A 20,498-nucleotide genomic window follows, 5' to 3' on the forward strand; every position below is an offset into this window, starting at 1 on the left:
ATAAACCACTGTTTCAAAGCAGTTTAATATTTAAGTAATTTATCATGAAAAGAAATAATTCAGGCAACAGCTCACGAGGAGGATCTTCCGACAATAACGAACATTCATTGGAAACCATATACCAATTAGGGTACAGCCATGGATTCCGCGACGCATCAAATGATGAAGATTATGATGATGAATTCGATGAAGAGGAATATGATGACTATGAGGACGAGGATTACGATAACGAGGAGGAAGACTACGATTACGATTACGATGAGGATGAGGATGATTATGATGATGAGGATGATGAGGATGATGACGACTCCTCGGGCAGAAGATCATCAAACCGACGCCGCGATAGCGATGGAAGGTTTACCTCGACCAGCTCGGGGTCAAGAAAAGGAAGCAGTTCGAGCAGTTCGGGACGGAGCTCAAGTGGTTCACGCCGCGGATCCAGCAGTTCGAACCGTAGATCCGGCAGCTCAAACCGTGGATCAAATAACTCGGACGGGGGAAGATCGGGAAATTCAGGAAGAAGTAGCTCAAGCAGTTCAGGTAGAGGTTCTTCGGGCTTAAGGGGGAGATCAAGGAACTCCTCATCCAGTACGGATTCTTCCTCTAACAATTCTGGTTCAGGCTCAAAACGCGGATTTGCATCGATGAGCAAGGCTGAACGTACGCGTATCGCCCGCATGGGAGGCAAGGCCTCCCACGGTGGAGGACGCTCATCCGGCCGATCGGGAATCGGAGGCAGAAGGAATTCTTAATTAATATCATCATTTCAGTGCCCTATTAAGGGCACTGAAAAAAAAAATACTTATGGCAAAAAAAGAATTGAACAAAGAAGGGCAGAACACAGGTACCCAGGGTACCGATCAAATAAACGAAACTGATAAAAAAGCTGAGCAATCCCCTCAAAAGGGCTCTCAGTTATATGTTTTTTTCCTTTCTGGCCTAAAGGATGTTCTCTATGCTGAAAACAAATTGGTTGAAGCTCTCCTGGAGATGGAAAGCGCAGCCTCTTCAGAGGAGCTTAAAGATGCCTTTGAAGATCATCATCTATTGACCAAGAAACACGTCAGCAGGCTCAACAAGATATTCGGTCTATTGGGGGAAAAGGCGGAAGCAAAGGAGTGCAAGGCAATAGAAGGTATCCTAGAAGAGGCAAGGGAGATCATCAAGAATACCCCCGAGGGTTCGGCCACTAGGGACGTAGGTCTTATCATTGCGGCCCAAAAAGTCGAGCACTATGAGATCGCTACCTATGGAGGACTTGCCCAATTGGCAATTACCCTGGGATTTGATAAGATTGCGGATCTTTTGGAAAGAACGCTTGAAGAAGAAGAAGAAACAGACCGGGATCTGACATTTATTGCAGAGAACCATATAAATCCAGAAGCTGAACAAGAGGATTGACCTTAATTTTGGAACATATCCATAATCTCTAATATCTCAAAACGTCCATAAAAATGGACGTTTTTCATTCTTTGGGTATTTTCGAATTATACGGCTCTCCCTCTACTCAGAAATAAGAGCCAACAAACTTTCTTTAATTCGAAGGGCGACCTTCTCAAAAGATTTAATTAACCGGGAATGTTTTCACTTCATCTATCTTCCTTAGAACCACGCTCTTGACCATTCTCTTCCAAGATAGCTAACAGTAATAGATAATATCCCTTTTCCAGACCAAGTTCTTCTGCTGTTTTAAAATTTTCCATAAATAGTTCCCTTAGTTGATTTATTTTTAGATATTATTTCAAAGACCGTTCAACTTTTATTTTTTTAAGGGATTTTCTTGAAATATTTTATGATCGACTTTTTTCATGGGAAAAAGATCAACCTATTTTTGTACATCTTGTCCTCAACAATGGCTAGAATCAATAGGCCATAGCTCGTTGTCTACAATTTTTTGATCAAATCATCCAATTTCCCCCAGAATTCTCTCCGAAGGATGGAATTTATATATTTTAGTGTTAAAGGTCACTAAACCTACACCACCACCCTATGGAAAGCAATAATATGGACATCCTTGAATATGCGAAAGAAAAAGGTTTTGACGGATATCCCGACCCGACAGATATCCAAAGGTGGCTTAGAAATAAGGGTGTTATCGTATTGGTAACGCTCAGGGAGGTTGATGAGGGGGACTTTAGGTTTTCCTATCAGGTGTTTGAACCTTCATCGATCTATTATCACCATCCCCCCCTTAGCTCCACAGCTTATTGGAATATGTACGAAGAGGCCCTAGATCACGGAATAAACCATGGTCTTAGGTACGTTTGATCGGTGGGGAAAGTTTTTCCACCTTGGCAAACTCTCCAGATTTTCACTGGATAAAAAGAAAGATGGTCTATCTAACACTCTTTCAATAGCATCAAGAGCTTTTTTTGGACAATGGTATCCTTATCCCTGTTTGCAATGTTTGCATACCTCCTCATCCAGCCGTCAAGACTGCCCTCTGCGAACTTTTTTAAGATAACGGGACAGATGTAGTTCTTTCGTGCCACCGATGGCGTGTTTCCCAAAACGTGCGCGACATAACTGACAAGCACCCTGCAACTTTTGTTCCTGTTCTTGGTGTTTTCAGGAAAGGTTTCCAAAAGATGCAACAGAGCCAAAAAACATGCATTCCACGTTCTAATGGTTTTACTGGTCACCTCCCCGCCATATATTTCAGAAAGATAGCTGTTCAGATGGCATGGCTTTATGGCCCTTTTGATATTCTTTTCATCCAGGTATTGGAGGAACTGGTTTCCAGAGAGCTGCAAAATCTTTTCAACCTTGTCATACAGCCTTTTGTTCCTAAATGTTTTCTCCTGCTTTACGCCCTTCTTGCCCCTATATCTCAATATTACCTTTCCTGGATGTAATTTAACATGTCTATTCTGGAGCGTGGTAAGACCAAAGGAACCATTGGAATTTCTATAGATGGTATTCCCTGGCCGTATGGAGGTGTGCTGGATGATCATGATGGCCAGTGCACAGACAAATCTCTGGTCACACAGGTCCCTTTTGATATCCTTTTCCAACTGTTTTTTCAAGACTGGCAGGCTCTTTCCGAATAGATATAGTCTGCTGAATTTATCCTGTTCCTGAAAAGCTGTCCAGAGCGGATGGTAGATATATTGCTTTCGCTGCCTATTGTCCAAGCCCGTAGCCTGGATATGACCATTTTTATTCGGACAGATCCATACGTCGGTCCAATTTGGAGGGATCACAAGGGAATGGATCCGAGATAGGACCGCTGGATCCACGATCCTCACCTTTTTTTTGTCGTGGTATTCAAATACCTCACCGTTGTGGATCCTAGAGAATCCCTTTGAATTGCTGTTTACATATTTAAAAGGTTTCTTTGCTTCCATACAATATCATTGAATTATTTCTATACCATTAATCTGTTTCCTGGGTATATTGTTTTAAGCATGTATGATTTAAGGATATAAATCACGCTATAGATCTGGCACCACCATTATTTTAGCACCTGTGTTTTTCATTTTGCGTATTCCTGATGTATTTTCAGGTTTAAGTATCAATTCTTTGCCCGTGAATGTCGATACAACTTTCAGAGGGTATTTAACTTTTTTTATCAGACATGATGATCAGAAAAGGTCGGGAATCAATTCCCATTGAGAATTTTAGTTTTAAATGATATTTCTGAATGTTAGAAATGGGAAATCGCTTTTGGCGCTTATTTTTCTTCTATTGTCAGGCCTTTTTTGGGTATAATGATGATTCCGCGCTATGGCTCTTAAGATAGCATCGTTCTGTAAATTTAAATGCCAACCTAAATGGATGGCATTTAAGAGAACCTATTTTACCATGTTACTCGGCTTTTCAATTTAAGTTCGTATCCGCAAGGGCGGATAATTTTTTATCACAGGTTTTTTCTTCCTTTAAAGTTTTCAAGAGCAACTTTAATGCATCCTTATGTTCAAGCACTTTTGCAAATGCTGCCAGGGTCCCATAAGTTGCAATCTCATAATGCTCTACTCTCTGGGAAGCGGCGATTATTCCCGCATCACGGAAAGTTACGGGTTCTGTCTCTCCCATAATACTTTTACCTTCTTCTAAGATTCCGGCCATAGCATCACATTTCCCTGCCTTCGCCTTAATTCCGATCGATCCAAAAACTTCTTCCAGTCTACTGACATGCTCTTTGGTCTCTTCAAGATGAGAAGGTATTGCTGTTTTCAGTTTTTGCGATGTAGCATTTTTCGCCATTTTAGGTAGCGCTTTTACCAATTCCCTCTCAGCCCAATAAATATCCTTTAGGCCGTCCTCAAATAGCTCATTTAAATCTTTGGCCGCGCTTGGCTTTGCTTTAAATTTATTTTCCTTTGGAGTAGGTTTTGTTGTTGTTGCCATGATAAATATTGTTAAGATTGTTTGATTAAATAATATCGGATGCTCCTAATTGTTCTGAAATAGGAATTATCCGAGCTTTTGTAGGTTTAGATAAAAGTAATGAAGATTATATCCTGGAGATATAAATTGGGGAAGGCCATTTTTTTAGGCGACCTCAAACATATTTACCGATGAACTGTTTATATTGTAAAGGTAAATTAATAGTCCATAACCCCATGCCACCTATATCCCCACTATAGGTGGCACATTTTTATATGATCGCGAATTGAATATATAGAAGGGGACTGCAAACAAGAGTCAGGTCTTATCTGGCTATCTCTGGGACTCACTAGTGCTAATTTTATTTTACGGTAATCAAAAGTATTTTATATGGCGGTCAATCAATATTTTTTTCTATTTTAATAGAAATTACCCCTCCCATAGGGGATATTTTTAGCGGAAAGAGGTCCTAAGTTTTATCTTAGGACCTTTACTCTATATAAGTTAAGAAAATCTATAGCTTTTAAGTTTTTCCTGCAAAAGTTTTCTAGCGGTGTGTATTCGAGTTTTGACGGTACCTTCTGGTATGCCTAAGTGCTCTGCTATCTCGTAGTACTTATAACCTTCAAAGAACATTATGAAAGGTAGATAATATTTTTCATGTATCGATATTAGAACTGAATCTATGTCTTGACCCAAAAAATTGTCTATACTTTTGTTTTGGCTCTGCTGTTTTGAGGGGTCAGAAGCGGGGAGGACTGTTGATGCGTAATTTCTTTCCACTCTATTTTTACGGCACCTATTAATGAAAATATTCTTCATGATCGTATAGATCCAACCCAAAAGATTTGTGCTTTCCTCAAATTTTTCCTGATATCGAATGACCTTCATGAGGGTATCCTGGAGGAGATCCTCCGCCTCATTCTGGTCCTTTGTAAACTTGTTTGCATAGTGAAGCAGCGTGTCAGAATGAACCAACACTTCATTTTTTATAAAATCATTGTTCATTTCAAAAAGAGATTTAGAAGAAAACTGGTATTAATTCACCCTTGCGCAAAGATGGTCTAGATTGAAATTGGACCAGAAACAAACCTCGCGTTATATCTCCGGTCCAATAAAAATCTTATGGTTGTATGTCCATGAAGTTGCAATGAGTGTGCCAAAGAAATTACTGGACAAATTTTTATATAACGGTGTGATCTGGATATGGAGATTGGGGCGATCCCAATAACATATTAATTTTAAAATACAATATTAATAGGGATAATAGCTTTTTTAATCAAATTGATCGATTAACTGTAATGAGCGGATCGATTCGTGTTTTAAATTTCAATGGCTTCCTTACAAAAACTTTTTTTTAAAAATAAAAGATTGTTGGAAAATAAAAGACACCTTTTTATTACAGCCCAATTTGAGTAAAAAGGGCCTGCCCCTCTATCTTTGGAATCCTTATGGAACCTGTTTCCGACTGTTGTTTCTGCCAAAAATATATCACGAATTAAGACTGAATTAAATTTCATGAAATGTACAAAAAGGGTCGATATGTGGCCAATCTCTCGATGGCCGGGAATCCCAATGATCTGTACAGTTAAATTTAATTGGGTCTAAGAGTGGTTATGGGTCAGAGACAACCTACATGGATTGTCCTTTCAGAAATAGGTGCTATGTAGGCATCAGGCCCAACAGTGAAAATGTAACCATATTATCATCCATTCATCCCTAAAGTTTGTTCTGTTAACTATATTTTTCAATTGGATCATTCTATCCTTCTGTTCTTCCCCCCACATTGCTGGTGGCAGGATGGCCATGAAAAAATAATAAAATCTGTCTTTTTAAACTATAAGGGAAAGTTTATTGATAGATATGTAGTCTTCGGCCAAGAATATTATTTTTTTCTCTTTCATGCTATGGCATATCGAACTAATAGAGCGCTAACAATCAAGGTTCTGATAATTGTTACGGCAATTATATTTTGTCTGCGTTTATTTTATATGCAGGTCCTGACGGATGATTTTTACGATATGGCTCAAAACAACGTCATAAGGCGGCAGTCCATGGTGCCTGATAGAGGGGTGATCTATGACAGAAATGGAAAGATTTTGGTATGGAACAGGCCGTTTTACGACTTACAGGTCATCCCAAATGAGGTGCGGGACATTGATACGCTTTCAATGTGTAAATGGCTGAAAATCGATCGACAGGAATTCATAAGCCGGATAGAAAGAGCGAAAAGTTATTCCAGATTTAAACCCTCTGTTTTTTACCAGAACATATCAGTGGAGCGATTTGCCGCCTTGCAGGAGCATCTATTTGAGTACAAAGGTTTCCAGGTAGTGATGAAATCGTCCAGATATTATCCTTATGGGGTAGCCGCACACGTCTTACGGGATGTAGCACAAACCGAGTCCCGAGGTTTCCCAAAAAGTGACAGGTTCTACGAAAAGGGTGACCGTTTAGGTATTTCTGGAATAGAAAAGGCCTATGAGAGCTATCTGAGGGGAGAGAAGGGAATAAAAAATATGGTCGCTGACGTCCATAACCGCCCCCAGGGAAGTTTTGCAAATGGGAAATATGACCGAGAACCTGTATATGGAATGGAACTCTCTAGTACCCTGGATATTGATCTCCAAGAATTTGGAGAGAAACTGATGGGGAAAAGAAAAGGAAGTATTGTTGCAATCGAACCTAATTCAGGAGAAATATTAGCCTTTGTAAGCAGTCCGACTTTCGATCCCAATGATCTGATTGGGGACAAAAGGGCAGAGGGATTTAAAAAATTGCTTAATGACCCGGATAAACCACTATTTGTAAGACCCATTCAGGCCCAATATCCACCCGGTTCAGTCTTTAAAGTTGTCAGTGCCCTTATTGCACAGGAAATGGGAGAAATTACTGGATCTACTGTTTTAAACTGTCCGGGGGGATACCGATATGGTAGGAACGGCTATATGGGATGTACCCATGTGCACGGACCTATAAATCTGTCCCAATCGATCCAAACCTCTTGCAATACCTATTACGGTCACATTTATTCAGCAATACTTGAAGGAGGTGATGTCTTACCTAGCCAACAGTATGATATCTGGAGGGATAAAGTGATGAAGTTTGGTATCGGCAGGAGAATTGGTATTGATATTCCAGGCGAAAAACCGGGTTTGTTGCCTCCCAGCCAATATTATAGCAAGCGGTTTGGAAATGAAAAATGGATGTCGGGATATAACATTTCACTATCGATCGGCCAGGGAGAAATGGGTATTACTGCACTGCAGATGGCTAATATAATGGCTATAGTGGCAAATAGGGGTTATTATTACACTCCTCACCTTGTGAAAATGATGGACAATAGTGTTTTGGAATTTTCTCGGCATTCGGTTGAAATAAAGGACCGTTTTTTTGAACCGGTCATCCAAGGCATGAGCATGGCGGTAAACCAGCCGGGCGGCACGGCATATTCCGTAAGGATCTCTGGAACGGAGATGTGTGGCAAAACTGGCACTGCCCAAAACCCCCATGGAGAAAACCATGCTGTCTTCTTTGGTTTTGCCCCACGGAAAGATCCCAAGATCGCGATAGCAGTTTTCGTTGAGAATGCAGGTTACGGAAGCACCTGGGCTGCACCCATTGGCAGCATGATGATAGAAAAATTCCTCCATGGAAAGGTCACTATACCTGATCACATATACCAGAGGATCATAAATTAAAATATTTTGATCAACAAGAATTTCATGGGTCAGGTATGTGCACATTGAATGTAATTGCTTAATGGAATTCATAGGTCTCCTCCTATGCAGGAGAAGTAATGATACTATCATTGGGGGCTTTAAATTTTGGGGGAATTTAAGAACGATAAAAACGATTAATAATATTTATATGGCTTCGGGGTCAGCTTTGCTTGATTACCATTACGCGCACCATATAACAGAACAACAGAACCAGGGGCCTGATTTAATTACCCCTGGTTCTGTTTTTATAGTTTTTTTAGCTAATCATGTCTATAGTTACGTAGCTTTTTCTGTAGGATTTTCCTGGCCGTATGGATTCGGGTCTTTACCGTCCCTTCAGGTACTCCGAGATATTCAGCTATTTCATAGTATTTGAACCCTTCATAATACATCATGAATGCATTATAGTATATTTCAGGAATCGTTTTCATGACAGTGTTTATTTCCTCATTCATTAAATTGCCTTCCGCTCTATCTCTACTTACCCGACTTTCCATATCCTTGGAATCCACAATTCCATTGATATACTTGACCTGGTGTACTCTTTTTCGGCAATCATTGATGAATGTATTTCTCATAATAGTATAGATCCACCCCAATAGGTTGGTTCCAGAAACGTATTTCTTCTGATACTTCAGCACCTTGATCAGTGTGTTCTGAAGAAGGTCTTCTGCATCATTAGGATCCTGAGTGAATTTATTGGCGTATTGCAAAAGTGTTGGTGTATGCACCAATACCTCTTCTTTTATAAATCTGTAATTCATCTTTAAATAGGGCTTTTGTGAATAAATATTACTATTTAATTACCCCTTTGCGCAAAGGAAGATGTTTGATATAGCCTATCTGTACACCTCGCGTGCGGATAGGCTATATCTATATGTTAAGGTTGTATAATCGACAATATTCAATACCCGTGCCAATTGCATCCTCATCAATCTATCCCTGATAAAAAAAGTATTTTACAGTTACTGATATACTATTATCTGTTCAATTGTGTTTTTTAGGAATTATCAAAATCGCGGACTGTTTAATTTAATAGACACATAGTTTATTTAATTTAATACATGTAGTTGTTCAGCTACAAATGGGTCCAAAATTAGGTCCGCATTTGAGGGCGAGGACAAAAAATTACCTGTTGTGTATTTAGCCTCAATCTTTTAAATTCTTGTCAAATAGCCTGTTAATTCTTTAAATTTAAGAAGACATAAACTATTTCTGTCGTGCCTTGTTTATATTTTGAACTTAAAAACAAAACATTATGGCAATTAATACAGCAAACGAGGACCAGGTAAGTAAAACTATTGAGAGTCAAACAGCAAAAATACCATCTGTGGTATTTTTAGGGGCAGCATTACTGTCCATGGGAGTTTCTGCGGCATTGAAATGCTCACGGTGGAAAGATGATAAGGACGCTCTTTTCATTGGGCAGTGGGCGGCTCCCTTCCTTCTCTTGGGGATCTATAACAAAATCGTAAAAACCGAAGGACATGATTGATATTGTTAATAACCAATTTTAAAAATTGATCAATAACTAAAAGTTCCTGAATTTTTTTTTTGGGAACTTTTATTTTTATTGATAATGAGATTATTTCGGTTCGGAACTGTTTTGCAATGGGGATTAATTGATCTAGTATAGTAAGGTAAAAAAGTCCCTATCTACCGAGAGGGACCAAATAAACAACATTTCACTGTCTAAGAATGCTAAAATAGACTGAAGGTTATATGCTGCAATTTAATTAATTATTGAGACTATAAAAAGAAGTCCTTAAATCATTTGATTAAATCACCACATAATAATAAACTAAAAATCAGAAATTATTATTTAAAACATTCATTATTTGAATATTATGTAATTTTTCATCAATCGCTTTAGGAAACAGGAAAAAAGATTTTTAGTACTGATGAGATCTACGGAACATAATACTCTTAATCTGTGGTTCCTGAGTTCGAGCTTCAGCGGGGTCACTGGAAAGCTTCTCTAGAATTAGGGGAGCTTTTTTGTTTTTATAGCTCTGATTTGCGTTTTATGCGTATATTTTTCAAGTTCTGTTAAAACGAGGAGTTAAAAATTTTATTAATTGTTCTTTCAATAAATATAAGGAAAAGCCAGTAAACTAGCTGGATTTCGTCTCACTTTTGTCTCACTTTTTAAGGGACCAAGATTTTGGACTCAATTTTTTACATATATATCCCTTGTAAATTTCCGTGCCCTCCGAATTTGCACAAACCCAGAATTGCTCTATATACGAAGTATACGAAGACTGTTGGCGATATTTTTGAAAATGGATTGCGGGGTGGGAATATCAAAAATAGTGACAACATCGAAGCCTAAGTGATCAGCAGGCGAGCTAAACTCTAAAAGTGGTTGGATTTTAACCAGGTATGTCATTACCTAGTTAAAAGACAAAGGAACTTTTATGGAGTGAAGGGATTACCAAGCCAATAATTATGACAAACTGCGGAGCTCTATAAATAAATTACGGGAAACCGTTTTATTTATAGCTTGGTTTGGCGTATATTAATGGCGGTAATTCCAAAACGGAATGCCTTATAACCAATCAATAAGATAAATTATGGTAGATTTCAAAAAGAAATTAAATAAAGCAATTATTGCTAAAAAGCTTAATCCTGTAGATATTTACGATACTTTAGATAGAAGAAGTGTTACAGGGCCGCTCAGACCTATTCAAAATAATATTCTAAACGAATGGTTTACAGAAAGAAAAGAAGATAAAGATCTAATTATTAAACTTCATACAGGTGAGGGAAAAACACTGATTGGTTTATTAATTCTTCAATCAAAAATTAATTCTAATGAAGGGAATTGTGTTTTTGTATGTCCAAATATATATTTAGTAAATCAAGTTATTGAAGATGCCAATAAATTTGGTATACCAATTTGTATAATTGGAAAAGATAACCTGTTGCCAGACGAGTTTTTAAATGGAAAAAAAATTTTGGTAACACATGTTCAAAAGATTTTTAATGGGAAATCTATATTTGGTATTGGGAATAAGGGTGTCAACATCGGAACAATTGTTTTAGATGATGCACATGCTTGTGTCGATTCAATAAAATCATCTTTTACAATAACTATTGATAGTTCTTTAGATAAATCAAAAGATTGTTATAAAAAAATATTTAATTTATTTGACACAGCACTCCAAGAACAAGGGATGGGTTCGTATTTAGAATTATACACGAAATCAAATGACTCATTCCTTCCTATACCATATTGGGAATGGGAAGATAAGGCTGATGAAGTTATTAGTATCTTATCAGAATTTAAGGAAGAAAATTTCATAAAGTTTACATGGCCTTTATTAAAAGATAATATAAATAAATGCCAAGCATTTATTTCAGGAAATTCTATTGAGATAACGTCAATTCATCTCCCAATAGAGAAGTTTTCATTTTTTGCAAATGCTAAAAATAGAATTTTAATGTCTGCAACAACTCAAGATGATTCTTTCTTTATCAAAGGATTAGATTTATCTATTGATGCAATAAAAACACCATTACGAGATCTTCAGAAAAAATGGTCTGGGGAAAAAATGATATTATTACCATCACTAATTCATGATGATCTTACAAGGGATAAAGTAATTACATTATTCTCTCCTACAAATAAAAGTAGAAATTTTGGGGTGGTATCTTTGGTTTCCTCCTTTGTGAAATCACAACTATATTTTAATCAAGGAGCACTAACACCCAATACATCAAATTTATACGATGAAATAAAAAAGCTTAAGTCTGGTGATTTTAGTAACTGTTTAGTCCTAGCAAATAGATATGATGGAATCGATTTACCTGATGAAAGTTGTAGAGTTTTAATAATTGATGGTAAACCGAATTTCACATCTCTTTCTGATAAATATGAGGAACAGTCAAGAGCAAATAGTGATTATACAAATATAAAATTAGCTCAAAAAATTGAGCAAGGGTTAGGAAGAAGTGTTCGTGGTGAGAAAGATTTTAGCGCAATATTAATTATAGGAGCTGATCTTGTAAAATTTATTAAAAGCTCACAAACAAATAAATATTTCTCCGCACAAACTAGAAAGCAAATAGATATTGGGTTGGAGATAGCCAATATGGCAAATGATGATGATGTAAAATACAAGGACAATCGCATTTATCAATTAATTGATCTTATTAAGCAAAGTTTAAATAGGGATGAAGGGTGGAAGGATTATTATACTGATGAAATGGATTCGATTGATGATAATCAAGATGTATCTTATAATTATAAAATATATGAACTTGAAAAAAAGTCTAGTAAACATTATTATCTGGGAGAATATTCTAAAGCAGGAGAATATATACAAGAAATAATAGATTCATATTTGGATGATGAATTAGAAAAAGGATGGTATTTACAACTAAAGGCAAGGTTTTTATATAAGGAAAGTAAAATTGAAGCGAATAAATTGCAGAAAAGTGCATTTAGTCAAAATTATGAATTATTAAAACCTAAAGAAGGTATTACTTATAAAAAGCTTAGTTATATAAATGAAGATAGAATACAAAGAATTAAAAATTTCATTCTAAAATTCAAGGAATATTCAGAGTTTTCATTAGAAGTAGAGGAAATTTTATCAAATTTAGATTTTGGAATTAGTCATGACAAATTTGAACGAGCGTTTCAAAAAGCTGGCGAATTGTTAGGTTTCCTTTCCGAGAGACCTGATAAAGAGATTAAAAAAGGACCAGATAATCTATGGTGCGTTTCTGTAAATGAATATTTAGTGTTTGAATGCAAATCTGAAGTAGATTCGGATAGAGTAGAAATTGTTAAATCCGAGAGTGGTCAAATGAATAATCATTGTGGATGGTTCGAAGAAGAATATGGAAAAGATGTAAAGGTTAAATATTATATGATAATCCCAACTAAAAAGTTATCAAATGTTGCAAACTTTACACATAATGTTGAAATTATAAGGAAAGGTAATTTAAAAAAATTAAAACTTTCAATTAAAAGTTTTATTAAAGAATTTAAAGATTATGATTTAAGGACAATTACAAGTGAAAAAATTCAAGAATTTTTAGTTAATCATAATCTTGATGTAGAATCACTTTCAAACAATTATAGTGAAAAATTCAATCGTTAGTAAAATAAAATTTGATTAGAAGAAATATCTTATACTCGGTGTTTTCAATCAAAACTCTTTAAGAAATTAATCATCTGCTGATAGAAAAACCTCGTTTATGAGAAACGAGGTCTTTGAAATTAAAAGTAATCTTCATCCTTTTAAATAGAATATCCTTCTTCCAGCACGATGAAATGATCTCTCGCTTCATTAATAATCACCGTTCCACCTTAGCAAATTTTTATAAATTACATTAGGACACCAAAATCTGCAATGATACCCCTTTGAAAATTTTGGAGTACTAAAAAAGAACTCCAAGCTAAATTGGAAAATTATCTAGTAGGAATTCATAGATTAAAGCAAAAATGGTTTGGAATAATAGAAGGTACAACATACCAGACATAGGTCAGTAAGTAACTTCTTATTGGATATTTTGGGAGCAATAGCTGCTTAAATTACTAGATTTGTACTTTACAAAGTAAGCATCATTTGTAGAAAAAGTACGACATAAAGGAATTTCTGAAATATACCAACATCAGCGGTTATAAGAACAATCAGATCCATTTGGTAGAATACCAAAAACAAAAGGATATGAGGCGACAATCAGTGCGTATCGAGCTTGATTTTTACCTGTTGGCAATAAAACTGGACTACGACAAGGATAAAAATTTCGGTCAGACAACATTTGTCCATACTGATGCCTTTGTCTATCTTGACCAACCGGGCGATTTTCTTCAGAGGGACATACAGCATCAAATGCCAGGTTATCATATACTGATAGATGCCGGTCTGTTTAGGAAGATTGCCAAAAAGTATAGCTTTACCTATTACAATAATCACGAAGGACTTTTCATTACCAAAGAGGAACAGCAAATTATTACCGACCTTTTCAAAAAGGCACTGAATGAATTTGAAGGTAATGAGCATTTCTCCAAAGGCATTGTCATTCATTATGCTTCGTTTATCCTTTCCTATATCCAAAAGTTTTACAGCAGACAATTTGATACAAGGGAAGAGTTGTATAACACCACCGTAGGTGATTTTTACAAAAACCTTGAAGCCTTTTATGATGATGAGCAGAATGCGCTGAAAGTTCCGTCGGTTTCCTATTTTTCAGATATGGCAAATTTGTCTCCCAACTATTTTGGCGACCTCATCAAGCACTACACGGGTCGTTCGCCACAGGAACACTCGCTTCCTGTAATTTAGCTTAAATAACTTCTCACTTCATTCGGCTCGGCTGTGCCATTCATTTGAAGCAACAATTTCTTTGTATCGTAACAGGCTTGTTCTATTTTGGAATATTGAGGGTCGCTGAATTGTGCTCTTTCGCCATTGCGAAACCTTTCAAATATATCTATCGTTTCTATTTCCATTTCCTTACAATTTTTATAATACAAAGGTAAAAACAAAGCCTTACAACGGTTTTGCTGTAAGGCTCAAATTACTTTTCTGTAAGGTTCAATTATAGACTTCTAGTTTTTCAGATTTTGACAGATGCAAATAGATATTATTGGTCTAATCGTTTATATCAAAATTTCTATTTCGTTTTTTACAAGGATAATTTTTTGTTTACCCAACAGTTGTTTTTGCTCGTTAAGGAACGATATTATTTTGCTTTCAAAATCGGTCATTTCAATACATTGTGGATGTTTGGCTGAGACGATTTCAGTAATGCCCCATTGTATTGGCTGATTTTGTAAATAGCCTTTTGTTACATTAAAATAAATAACCTGTTCAATCCCTTTTTCTTTGGCACTTTTTAGCAGTTCCGCAGAAAATCTATTGTTCCAAATGCGTTTCCAAAAGGAAAGCCCTTTTACTTTTTTGCCATATTCAAAATACAGCCGTATAGTTGTTTTATATTTCATTGACTTCATTTATTTTTTTTCCTTGATGATTTACAAATCTGTTGTGTTTTGGCTCGCCTATTATTTGTTTGTTGTAAATACTGTTGTGTCCTGATAGCAGATAAGCAACAACGCAAGCAATAGCAACATAAACGCCACATTCAGCACCAAACAGTTCAATAGCCATTATACTACACGCAATAGGTGTATTGGAAGCACCTGCAAAAACGGCAACAAACCCCATTCCTGCTAAAAGTCCTGTCGGTAATGGTATAAAACAGCTTAACGTACTTCCTAATGTTGCACCGATAAAAAACAACGGAGTAACTTCGCCACCTTTAAATCCTGCTGAAAGTGTAACAATGGTAAAAATCATTTTCAAAGCAAAGTCGTAAGCAGGTAATTGTTCATTAAAAGAAGCTACGATTGTAGGAATACCCAAACCGATATATTTTGTAGTACCGATTGCCCAAACTGCCAGCGCTATAAGAATTCCACCGATGAAAGGGCGTAAAGGCGGATAAGCAATTTTTGATTTAAAAACTGCACTTGCCTTATGTATGGTTTTGCTGAATGTTGCGGAACATAATCCAAAAATTATTCCTGCAATGATTGCGTAAATGATATTTAAAAATGAGATGTCGGGAATAAAATCAATGTGGTAATGTGTGTGCGGTGTCTGCCAAAGTTTGGTTACTATATCGGCAATAATGGAAGCTGTAAACGCAGGAAAAATAGCATCATATTTTAGCCGTCCGATTAAAAAAACTTCCAACCCGAAAATTGCACCTGCCAACGGTGTGCCGAAAACAGAGCCAAAACCTGCGGAAATAGCGGATATAATTAAAATTTTCAGTTCACTTTCAGTAAGACGAAAAGGCTTGCTGAATTGGTAGGCAATAGCACCTGCCATTTGTAGAGCTGTTCCCTCACGTCCTGCCGAACCACCAAAAAAATGCGTTGCAATAGTTCCGATATACACAAACGGAGCCATACGGAAAGGAATAATTTTTTTAGGATCGTGAATGGTATCAATAAGCAAGTTGTTACCTGCTTTAATGTCTTTGCCTAAATAATGATAGAGCAACCCAATGAAAAAACCACCAACCGGTAACAGTGCTATTAACAATAAATGAGTTTCCCGAAAATCAGTTACCCAATCCAAAGACTGTAAAAAACCTGCCGAAGCACTACCAACACAAACCCCGATAAATGAACAAATGAGTGTCCATTTCATGATGTAAGGTATAGGAGGATAGTGTCTGAAAAATACTTTTGTTGATAATTTGATTATTTTGCTGAATGACTTTCTTTTATTTAATGACATAATTACCTGATTAAAATGTTAATACACTTAATTTAATCAGGCGTCATCAGCTTTTTAAAGCGGTTGGGTAAGGAAGAACACCATTTCCTTTTTTGTCTGTGACAAATTTAGAAAAATTTATCCATATGAATGTTTATTCTTCGTGATTTTATTTCTCTGTCGGTGGGGTGCCGTATTGCTTTTAAATTCAGTAGAAAAGTGGGAAAGGTTTTTAAAGCCCACTTCCGTATATACTTCCTGTACCTTTTTCTTTTCTTCTTTGAGTTTGATGTAAGCCATTTCCAAACGTTTATTGATGAGACATTTTTGCGGCGTGAGGCTTCTTATCTTCTTAAAATCCCTTTTGAACGTTACCAAACTTCGCCCAGTAAATACCGCTATATGTTCCATTGAAAGCTCCTTACTTTTGCCAATCGTTGCTTTTTACCTCATTACCAAAAAATCATAAAACGGCTGTAAATAATTTATTAACAACCGTTTTACCTGTTTTTAATCTTTGATGTATTTTTACTGAAAATTTATTTTATAAAAAGAACTTTATTAAATAGCCATATCCATGAGAATTTAAAAGGATAAATAGTTCTTAACGAAGAATTCATTATGAAACTCCACTTCCACAATAATGAATACGTTACTCCTCCCGGAACATTAAGTCAATTGCTTTCTCATCCATATTATGGAGACAGGAAAAGTATTGAAATTTCTATTTTCAATGATCACAGATATGCCTTTTCTTTTGGAATAAATGGACACAAAAATTAATGAATGAAGATAGCATAAATTATCCTCCGAGCCTAGTTACCTTAGACTGGCATCAAAATTTAGTTTATCCTACAGATGGAGAAAAAGAATGATTGAAAGAATTGGATTTGAGCAGTAATAAGGATGTATCTTTATACACCTGGGCTAATTTGAGAGGTCTAAATGATACCCATATAATGTCAGTAGCTTATTTAAATATAATTGGCGATATTTATGTACATTGCCGTCAAGGCTCTTTTGAAGGTGATTGGGAAGACGAATTCATTACAGATAGCTATTGGAATGTTCACACAATAAAGAAGTTTAAACAATATCAAAATTTAGGAAAATGTCTTTTAAATAGTGAAGAGAATAATATTTTCTTCGATATTGATCTAGATTTTTTTACTTTGAACAATCCTCTTCAGATTGGAGAAGGAAGCAGTTATTACACATACTTATCTGAAAAGTCTATTAAAGAAATGCTCAATTACGATAATCCATTAATACAATAGATATTACAACGATTGCAAAAAGTTTAACCAGATTACTTCTCAAAACCGTTTGGTTTTCATGACTGGAATTTTTCCCATGAATACGATAGCTTAGGTTAATTTCAGGAAGATTAGCCAATTTACTTATTTTAGAAAATTCGCACCATAATGCGTAATCTTCAACAAATTCATACTTCTTATGATACTTTAGGACTTTGGAGTGTAATTCTCTCCTAAACGTAACACTAGAATGGGCAAACTGATTCTTAAATAACAACCCTAATCTGAGTTCTTCATCATTCTGTTTTGTACTTACAGTTTCTAATATTTCACCATCCTTTGATATCACATTGTACTTACTTCCTACAACCCCATATTCTTTATTATTATTTAGAAAATTAACTTGATTTAGCAACCTATTTCCCAACATAATATCATCCGCATCCATTCTTGCTATAAATTTACCGGTTGCATATGCTAATCCTTCATTCAGACATGAGACAATTCCTGTTTTAGTTTTCTTTCTAAAATATCTTATTCTCGTATCCAGCTCTGAGACCAATTCCTCCGTATTATCATCTGAACAATCATCAATGATAATGACCTCAAAATCTCTATATTTTTGATTAATAACACTTTTTAAACTTTGTATAATATATTGGGAATTATTAAATGTTGGAATTAGAACTGTAGTTTCTGGCATGATTTAAATTGATTTAAAAAATTTTTAAAACTCAAAAGGTCGTTTTCAGAATCAATATCTAAAAAAGGCATGTTATTTTCTATACAAGTAAATCTTCCACTCCAAAATGCTTGATTGGAAGATTTACTTTTAACGACGGTTTCAATAAATTTTGAGGAAATAATGTATACACCTCCGTCAATCATTTTTATTTCTTTCTTTAGGACATTTCCTGATCGAATTCTATATTTATATTTAAATTGAAAAACTTCATTTTGTTCTTCAATAAAAAACCGTCTCCTTTTCTTAAAACGATAATACGAAGTGCAAAAATCAATTTTTAATTTTTGTTCCATATATTTTGATACCAATTTATTTATAAGTCCAGGTTCCTTCAGTGGATGTGTTACAGAACAGATAGCAAAAAATTTGATTCTCTTATTCTTTAGGTACCGAAAGCATGTTTTAAGTTCATCATCATTTTTAACCTAGGAGTGATTTTAAGTTTGAAACCAAAAGATTCAGTTATAGGTTCAAATACTTTTGAATCTGATAAGACCAAGACCTTTCGAAAGCCTTCGTCCTTTAAATACTGAAGGGTATATGGTAGAAGAAAAAAATTTTTGTTATGACATCTTTTACTGTGTTTTTTAACTGGTCTAGAATTGGAATATTATTCATCATATATCCTTTTTATTAACCCTTTTCTCAATATGTTATGGAGATACCTTTGTTCATGGATTCCTGCTCCAGAGTGCCATTTCCAATTAGGATGATTGTCGATCAAAATAGCCCTATTTTCTATATCGAGGCAAGTAATGTAAATGTTATACTCCTTTTCCAATGAGAATTCAATAAATAATGAATTATAAGGATTGGGGAGGTAATATTATAGCATTTTAAATCACTATAAATTTTTATTTCATCAATTATCTCGGCGTTCTTATATTGATGTGGGGATATAAATTCATTCCAATCTAAAATGTTTTGTTTATAAAGTTTCTGATAAAAATATGGTTGGCATTTTTAAAATATTCCTTATTTTTTCCTCCACCACAGTTCACCACAAAATCATGGTTCATCTCTAAATACAGTCCATCAATCCGGTTTCCAGAATGTCCAAGATGGTCCATTTTATTAATTCGTATTATTTTATCAAATGAATCAATTATATTTCCTATAGGGTTTATAGGAGGTTTGTTTGCAACAAGAACAAGGTCCTTTTTCATTTAAAGTTAATTTGTTATTTGAAAATAGTACCTAAAAGGACTATAGGAATCCATGGAATTATTAGGGAAAGTAGGACGAGCAGTCCTTTTATCCTCCTTACCTTTTTATTTTCATCCTTCCAATAAGATTTATAAAAGAAGAACTTACCTTTAAACTTTTGATAATTATATATACTAAGAAATCCAACCAAAGCGAAAGAAATCCATTTACTATAACCATGAAGTTTAGAAGTGATTTCTGGGCTAAGAATTGTTTTATACAACGTGCCTAATACACAAAGAAATAATAGGGATTGTATTAAACTTACTGCAAACACAGCCGTAACTCCATTTTTTCCATCCCACTTAAAATAGACCTCTGCTACCCTAAAATAGATGTAATCAAAAAAAAATTTTGAAGATTTTTTCATTAGCTATTTAATAAAATATTATTAAAGTCCATCAATTGCATTTCCTATTGAATCAGTCAGAGTTGTACCTGTAATGATTCCCGTCCCCAAGTCAACTATAACATACTCCCAGCCATAAGGAGTAAATGTGGTGATAATACCAATTCCAACCTTTGCGCCATCACCCCATGTAAATCCATTGCTATCGGATAGACCTTCATGAGCAGTCAATAATGATCCAGCTACTCCAAGATATTTACCAGCAATTACCATAACCTTGGAAGCTTGAAGTGCATTCTTTATATCAGCTAATTCTTTGGCTTGTTGGGCAGTAAATTCAATCGCAGCAGCATTTTTTTAACTAAAAGACCTGCATAGCCAATAAATGCTGACATTGAAAATAAATTGCTTGTCGGTGGAGGATTTCCTGTGCCGGTTCCACCACCTCCACCACCACTTATTGGGCCTAGATCCATATATCCAGAACTCGATAGCATAAAGCCTCCCGATTGTCCTGTGAGCATATTTGACCATGTCCAAGTATTAAAATTGTAGCCAGATGATGACTGATAAGGATTTCGAGATATTACAATTTCAGGAATTTGTCCTGTCCACATTCCGGCATTTGAATCCCATACATATGTT

21 protein-coding genes and 1 riboswitch are annotated in these 20,498 nt (G+C 35.5%); of the genes, 8 read left to right on the top strand and 13 right to left on the bottom strand.

Annotated elements, in window-relative coordinates; all coding sequences use genetic code 11:
* The first annotated feature begins 44 nt into the window (after nt 1-44).
* The 3 genes from CKW03_RS01100 (at nt 45) to CKW03_RS01110 (ending at nt 2,268) form a co-directional block, all read left to right on the top strand.
* Nucleotides 45-752, top strand: a complete 708-nt coding sequence (locus CKW03_RS01100; protein WP_093100988.1) for a KGG domain-containing protein — start codon at nt 45-47, stop codon at nt 750-752.
* Between the two features lie 52 nt (nt 753-804).
* A complete protein-coding gene (locus CKW03_RS01105) occupies nt 805-1,401 on the top strand; it encodes a DUF892 family protein (protein WP_093100986.1) in 597 nt (198 codons plus the stop codon).
* A 588-nt stretch (nt 1,402-1,989) separates the two neighbouring features.
* A complete protein-coding gene (locus CKW03_RS01110; RefSeq protein ID WP_093100985.1) occupies nt 1,990-2,268 on the top strand; it encodes a hypothetical protein in 279 nt (92 codons plus the stop codon).
* A gap of 71 nt (nt 2,269-2,339) precedes the next feature.
* Here CKW03_RS01110 and CKW03_RS01115 read toward each other — a convergent pair whose 3' ends face one another.
* The 3 genes from CKW03_RS01115 to CKW03_RS01125 form a co-directional block, all read right to left on the bottom strand.
* The gene (locus CKW03_RS01115; protein WP_093100983.1) at nt 2,340-3,347 is read right to left on the bottom strand and encodes a DNA topoisomerase IB; all 1,008 of its coding nucleotides are present in this window, start codon (nt 3,345-3,347) and stop codon (nt 2,340-2,342) included.
* 472 nt (nt 3,348-3,819) lie between these two features.
* Nucleotides 3,820-4,350: a YciE/YciF ferroxidase family protein gene (locus CKW03_RS01120; protein WP_093100982.1), complete on the bottom strand. Its 531-nt coding sequence runs from the start codon at nt 4,348-4,350 to the stop codon at nt 3,820-3,822.
* A 483-nt stretch (nt 4,351-4,833) separates the two neighbouring features.
* Entirely contained in the window at nt 4,834-5,337 is a 504-nt protein-coding gene (locus tag CKW03_RS01125) for an RNA polymerase sigma factor (protein WP_093100980.1), read from the bottom strand.
* Nucleotides 5,338-6,236: 899 nt separating this feature from the next.
* Here CKW03_RS01125 and mrdA point away from each other — a divergent pair.
* Nucleotides 6,237-8,030, top strand: coding sequence for a penicillin-binding protein 2 (gene mrdA, locus CKW03_RS01135; protein WP_139185531.1), 1,794 nt, complete (start codon nt 6,237-6,239; stop codon nt 8,028-8,030).
* A gap of 281 nt (nt 8,031-8,311) precedes the next feature.
* Here mrdA and CKW03_RS01140 read toward each other — a convergent pair whose 3' ends face one another.
* Nucleotides 8,312-8,815, bottom strand: coding sequence for an RNA polymerase sigma factor (locus CKW03_RS01140; protein WP_093100976.1), 504 nt, complete (start codon nt 8,813-8,815; stop codon nt 8,312-8,314).
* Nucleotides 8,816-9,309: 494 nt separating this feature from the next.
* Between CKW03_RS01140 and CKW03_RS01145 the strand changes: the two genes are divergently transcribed.
* From CKW03_RS01145 to CKW03_RS01155, 3 genes are all read left to right on the top strand, one after another.
* Nucleotides 9,310-9,546, top strand: coding sequence for a hypothetical protein (locus CKW03_RS01145; RefSeq protein WP_093100974.1), 237 nt, complete (start codon nt 9,310-9,312; stop codon nt 9,544-9,546).
* A 1,078-nt stretch (nt 9,547-10,624) separates the two neighbouring features.
* On the top strand, nt 10,625-13,162 hold the full coding sequence (locus CKW03_RS01150; protein WP_093100973.1) for a DEAD/DEAH box helicase family protein: 2,538 nt from the start codon (nt 10,625-10,627) through the stop codon (nt 13,160-13,162).
* A 570-nt stretch (nt 13,163-13,732) separates the two neighbouring features.
* A complete protein-coding gene (locus tag CKW03_RS01155; protein ID WP_197700964.1) occupies nt 13,733-14,350 on the top strand; it encodes a hypothetical protein in 618 nt (205 codons plus the stop codon).
* Here the strand turns inward: CKW03_RS01155 and CKW03_RS01160 are convergent.
* The 4 genes from CKW03_RS01160 to CKW03_RS01175 form a co-directional block, all read right to left on the bottom strand.
* Nucleotides 14,347-14,517, bottom strand: a complete 171-nt coding sequence (locus CKW03_RS01160; RefSeq protein ID WP_236736569.1) for a hypothetical protein — start codon at nt 14,515-14,517, stop codon at nt 14,347-14,349. The two genes, CKW03_RS01155 and CKW03_RS01160, sit on opposite strands and share 4 nt — an antisense overlap.
* A 150-nt stretch (nt 14,518-14,667) precedes the next feature.
* Entirely contained in the window at nt 14,668-15,012 is a 345-nt protein-coding gene (locus CKW03_RS01165) for a DUF190 domain-containing protein (protein WP_093100971.1), read from the bottom strand.
* On the bottom strand, nt 15,002-16,318 hold the full coding sequence (locus tag CKW03_RS01170; RefSeq protein ID WP_093100970.1) for a voltage-gated chloride channel family protein: 1,317 nt from the start codon (nt 16,316-16,318) through the stop codon (nt 15,002-15,004). The genes CKW03_RS01165 and CKW03_RS01170 overlap by 11 nt, the downstream gene beginning before the upstream one ends.
* Nucleotides 16,319-16,348: 30 nt before the next feature.
* Nucleotides 16,349-16,415, bottom strand: a riboswitch (Fluoride riboswitch).
* Between the two features lie 20 nt (nt 16,416-16,435).
* Nucleotides 16,436-16,708, bottom strand: a complete 273-nt coding sequence (locus CKW03_RS01175; RefSeq protein ID WP_236736568.1) for a helix-turn-helix domain-containing protein — start codon at nt 16,706-16,708, stop codon at nt 16,436-16,438.
* 464 nt (nt 16,709-17,172) lie between these two features.
* Here CKW03_RS01175 and CKW03_RS01180 point away from each other — a divergent pair, with 464 nt between their 5' ends.
* A complete protein-coding gene (locus CKW03_RS01180) occupies nt 17,173-17,574 on the top strand; it encodes a hypothetical protein (RefSeq protein WP_093100968.1) in 402 nt (133 codons plus the stop codon).
* On the opposite strand, the gene CKW03_RS01185 is transcribed toward CKW03_RS01180, so the two are convergent.
* From CKW03_RS01185 to CKW03_RS01210, 5 genes are all read right to left on the bottom strand, one after another.
* Nucleotides 17,546-18,256 (bottom strand): glycosyltransferase, encoded by a 711-nt coding sequence (locus CKW03_RS01185; protein WP_093100966.1) that lies wholly within the window; start codon nt 18,254-18,256, stop codon nt 17,546-17,548. The two genes, CKW03_RS01180 and CKW03_RS01185, sit on opposite strands and share 29 nt — an antisense overlap.
* Nucleotides 18,235-18,591: a hypothetical protein gene (locus tag CKW03_RS01190; protein WP_093100965.1), complete on the bottom strand. Its 357-nt coding sequence runs from the start codon at nt 18,589-18,591 to the stop codon at nt 18,235-18,237. The genes CKW03_RS01185 and CKW03_RS01190 overlap by 22 nt, the downstream gene beginning before the upstream one ends.
* Before the next feature lie 621 nt (nt 18,592-19,212).
* On the bottom strand, nt 19,213-19,464 hold the full coding sequence (locus CKW03_RS01195) for a hypothetical protein (RefSeq protein ID WP_093100963.1): 252 nt from the start codon (nt 19,462-19,464) through the stop codon (nt 19,213-19,215).
* 431 nt (nt 19,465-19,895) lie between these two features.
* The gene (locus CKW03_RS01205; RefSeq protein WP_093100960.1) at nt 19,896-20,126 is read right to left on the bottom strand and encodes a hypothetical protein; all 231 of its coding nucleotides are present in this window, start codon (nt 20,124-20,126) and stop codon (nt 19,896-19,898) included.
* Nucleotides 20,127-20,161: 35 nt separating this feature from the next.
* Nucleotides 20,162-20,470 carry a hypothetical protein gene (locus CKW03_RS01210; protein WP_139185530.1) on the bottom strand — a complete coding sequence of 103 codons (309 nt, stop codon included), beginning with the start codon at nt 20,468-20,470 and terminating at the stop codon, nt 20,162-20,164.
* Nucleotides 20,471-20,498: the final 28 nt, after the last annotated feature.

It is taken from the genome of Sphingobacterium mizutaii, assembly GCF_900187125.1.
Classification (GTDB): domain Bacteria; phylum Bacteroidota; class Bacteroidia; order Sphingobacteriales; family Sphingobacteriaceae; genus Sphingobacterium; species Sphingobacterium mizutaii.